This is a genomic window from Kluyvera sp. (genome assembly GCF_965301105.1).
The window spans coordinates 1-3018 of the sequence record NZ_CBDKZX010000169.1; the positions used below are offsets into that span (position 1 = coordinate 1).

Annotated in this window: 3 protein-coding genes and 2 tRNA genes; 1 reads left to right on the forward strand and 4 read right to left on the reverse strand. The window is 53.7% G+C overall.

The annotated features are described in order from the left end of the window. Positions 1–101 precede the first annotated feature (101 nt). Both ACW14G_RS22735 and ACW14G_RS22740 read right to left on the reverse strand, forming a co-directional pair. Positions 102–177, reverse strand: a tRNA-Val gene (locus ACW14G_RS22735). A gap of 46 nt (positions 178–223) precedes the next feature. Beyond that, positions 224–299: transfer RNA gene (locus ACW14G_RS22740), tRNA-Val, on the reverse strand. Positions 300–546: 247 nt separating this feature from the next. On the opposite strand from ACW14G_RS22740, the gene gltX reads away from it, so the two are divergent. Continuing rightward, a complete protein-coding gene (gene gltX, locus ACW14G_RS22745; protein ID WP_163446100.1) occupies positions 547–1962 on the forward strand; it encodes a glutamate--tRNA ligase in 1416 nt (471 codons plus the stop codon). A 41-nt stretch (positions 1963–2003) separates the two neighbouring features. Here gltX and ACW14G_RS22750 read toward each other — a convergent pair whose 3' ends face one another. Both ACW14G_RS22750 and ACW14G_RS22755 read right to left on the reverse strand, forming a co-directional pair. Beyond that, on the reverse strand, positions 2004–2399 hold the full coding sequence (locus tag ACW14G_RS22750; protein WP_163446099.1) for a YfeC-like transcriptional regulator: 396 nt from the start codon (positions 2397–2399) through the stop codon (positions 2004–2006). 9 nt (positions 2400–2408) lie between these two features. Then, positions 2409–2756 carry a YfeC-like transcriptional regulator gene (locus ACW14G_RS22755; RefSeq protein ID WP_064543724.1) on the reverse strand — a complete coding sequence of 116 codons (348 nt, stop codon included), beginning with the start codon at positions 2754–2756 and terminating at the stop codon, positions 2409–2411. Positions 2757–3018: the final 262 nt, after the last annotated feature.

Below are 3018 nucleotides of genomic sequence, written 5' to 3' on the forward strand. Positions count from 1 at the left end.
AACCGCCGACCCCCTCCTTGTAAGGGAGGTGCTCTCCCAGCTGAGCTAATCACCCACTTCGGTACTTCATTTTGTTGTAAGAAATCCAGCTGGCGAGAAAGTGGTGGGTGATGACGGGATCGAACCGCCGACCCCCTCCTTGTAAGGGAGGTGCTCTCCCAGCTGAGCTAATCACCCACTTCGGTACTTCATTTTGTTGTAAGAAATCCAGCTGGCGAGAAAGTGGTGGGTGATGACGGGATCGAACCGCCGACCCCCTCCTTGTAAGGGAGGTGCTCTCCCAGCTGAGCTAATCACCCCCGCTGTGTGGAGTCGCATTATAGGGAGAGTTGAAAATGAGTCAACGCCTTTTCTAAAGAATTTGTTCGTTCGTCGTAAAAATAAACAAAGCGATCGCAAAACGCGCTATGTTGTATGAATTATATGCAAAATCAGCAAAGCATGCGCTTGCGGTGGGAACAACCGAGTGGGAGTGCTAGAATATTGCCCACTTGTATTTCCGGGATTTGCCGGTTGTCGGCATCTTTATAAACGTAAGGCCATTTCATGAAAATCAAAACTCGCTTCGCGCCTAGCCCGACAGGCTATCTGCACGTCGGCGGCGCTCGTACTGCTCTTTATTCCTGGCTTTTTGCACGTAACCACGACGGTGAGTTTGTGCTGCGTATTGAAGACACCGATCTTGAGCGCTCAACGCCAGAAGCCATTGAAGCCATCATGGATGGGATGAACTGGCTGAATCTGGAGTGGGATGAAGGTCCGTACTATCAGACCAAGCGTTTCGATCGCTACAACGCGGTGATTGATGAAATGCTGGAAGCGGGCACTGCGTATAAATGTTACTGCTCCAAAGAACGTCTGGATGCGCTGCGCGAAGAGCAGATGGCTAACGGTGAAAAACCGCGTTACGACGGCCGTTGCCGCCATGGTCACGAACATCATGCTGCCGATGAGCCATGCGTGGTGCGTTTTGCTAACCCGCAAGAAGGTTCCGTTATTTTTGACGACCAGATCCGCGGCCCGATCGAATTCAGCAACCAGGAGCTGGACGATCTGATCATCCGTCGTACCGACGGTTCCCCGACCTACAACTTCTGTGTGGTGGTCGATGACTGGGATATGGAAATCACCCACGTAATCCGTGGTGAAGATCATATCAACAACACGCCGCGCCAGATCAACATCCTGAAAGCGCTGAATGCGCCGGTACCGGTTTATGCGCACGTATCAATGATCAACGGTGACGACGGCAAAAAACTGTCCAAGCGTCACGGAGCGGTCAGCGTGATGCAGTATCGTGATGACGGCTACCTGCCGGAAGCACTGCTGAACTACCTGGTACGTCTGGGCTGGTCCCACGGCGATCAGGAGATCTTCACTCGTGAAGAGATGATCGAGTTCTTCTCTCTGAATGCGGTCAGCAAATCTGCCAGCGCGTTCAATACTGATAAACTGCTGTGGCTGAACCATCACTACATCAATACGCTGGCGCCGGAATACGTGGCGACGCACCTGCAGTGGCACATCGAGCAGGAAAATATCGATACCCGCGTTGGACCGCAGCTGTGCGAGCTGGTGAAACTGCTGGGCGAGCGCTGCAAAACCCTGAAAGAGATGGCGCAAAGCTGCCGCTACTTCTACGAAGACTTTGCCGAGTTCGACGCCGATGCGGCGAAGAAACACCTGCGTCCGGTTGCGCGTCAGCCGCTGGAAGTGGTGCGCGATAAAATTGCCGCCATCACTGAGTGGACTGCGGAAAACGTTCACCACGCGATTCAGGCAACCGCCGATGAGCTGGAAGTGGGCATGGGTAAAGTGGGTATGCCGCTGCGCGTTGCGGTGACCGGGGCTGGGCAGTCGCCTGCGCTGGACGTCACCGTGCACGCAATTGGCAAATCTCGTAGTATCGAGCGCATCAACAAGGCGCTGGGTTTTATCGCTGAGCGTGAAAGCCAGCAGTAAAACGGCGTTGAGCAAGAAAAAAGCGGGGAAACCCGCTTTTTTTACGTCTCGTCCTGGCTTAGCCCTAGCCGGGAAAGAAATCCGCAAATGCCTTCACGCGCCAGCAAATGGTGCAGACGCTGCTGTTCTTGCGGCGTCATGTTCTGCAGGACGTCGGTAATTTGTCGCCACACCACCTCAGATTCATTTGTCGTGTAGCTGCGAGGCGGTTCTCCAAGCTGGCTTTGCGTGGTATGGCTACGCAGCGCTGGGGTATTGGCGAGGTAGTCCAGCACTTCAGGAGTGATAAAAATCAGGCGCGCGCGGCCGCCTTTAATGCCCGGCATGGGTTCGGTGTGCCAGCCTTGCTCGCGAATCCAACGGTTAACGGTTTGTCGGGTTATCCCTAAGCGCTCGGCGAGCTCTTCGGTCGACATTTTGGCAGGAAGTGTTTTCATCTCTTGCGTTTAACCACGGATTCCTAAACGTTGCAATAAACCGCTAATTCCTTCCCGGAGTAGCAGCGAGGTCAACTGTTTCTGTTCAGTTTCGGTCATCTCATCAACCAGCGTCAGCAGCAGCGTATGGAAGGGGTTATCGGAAATGTAGGGAGCAGGGGGCTCTGAAGCGCGCTGCGCGCTGTGGATAAACTCCACGACTTCATCGTTGACGTGGACGACCCTAGCTTTACCGCCCTGAACGCCGGGACGAGGAGACGTTTTCCAGCCTTCTTTACGCACCCATTTGTTAATGGTCTGGCGGCTATAGCCTGTCAGGTGGGCGATCTCCTCCGGCGTCATTCGTTCCTTGAGCATACTATTTCCTGAGTTGCTGTGTGGGAATTACAGGTTCATGTTATAGCATCGTTTTAGTGGAAAACGTGACATGCATAACTCCTGTTTGCGAGCAGGCGCGTAAACCGGCGCGTTTGTCTGCTTTTTCAGCGATTAGATGCCGTTAGCGAATTTTGCCGTTGACACTGTGCGAGGGAATTCATATTATGCCGCCCGTCAACTCGACAGCTTTACGTTGGGGCTATAGCTCAGCTGGGAGAGCGCTTGCATGGCATGCAAGAGG

Excerpts from the sequence above, each read along its gene's own strand:
- gltX (WP_163446100.1), top strand. The coding sequence starts at position 547 with ATGAAAATCAAAACTCGCTTCGCGCCTAGCCCGACAGGCTATCTGCAC.
- ACW14G_RS22750 (WP_163446099.1), bottom strand. The coding sequence starts at position 2,399 with ATGAAAACACTTCCTGCCAAAATGTCGACCGAAGAGCTCGCCGAGCGC.
- ACW14G_RS22755 (WP_064543724.1), bottom strand. The coding sequence starts at position 2,756 with ATGCTCAAGGAACGAATGACGCCGGAGGAGATCGCCCACCTGACAGGC.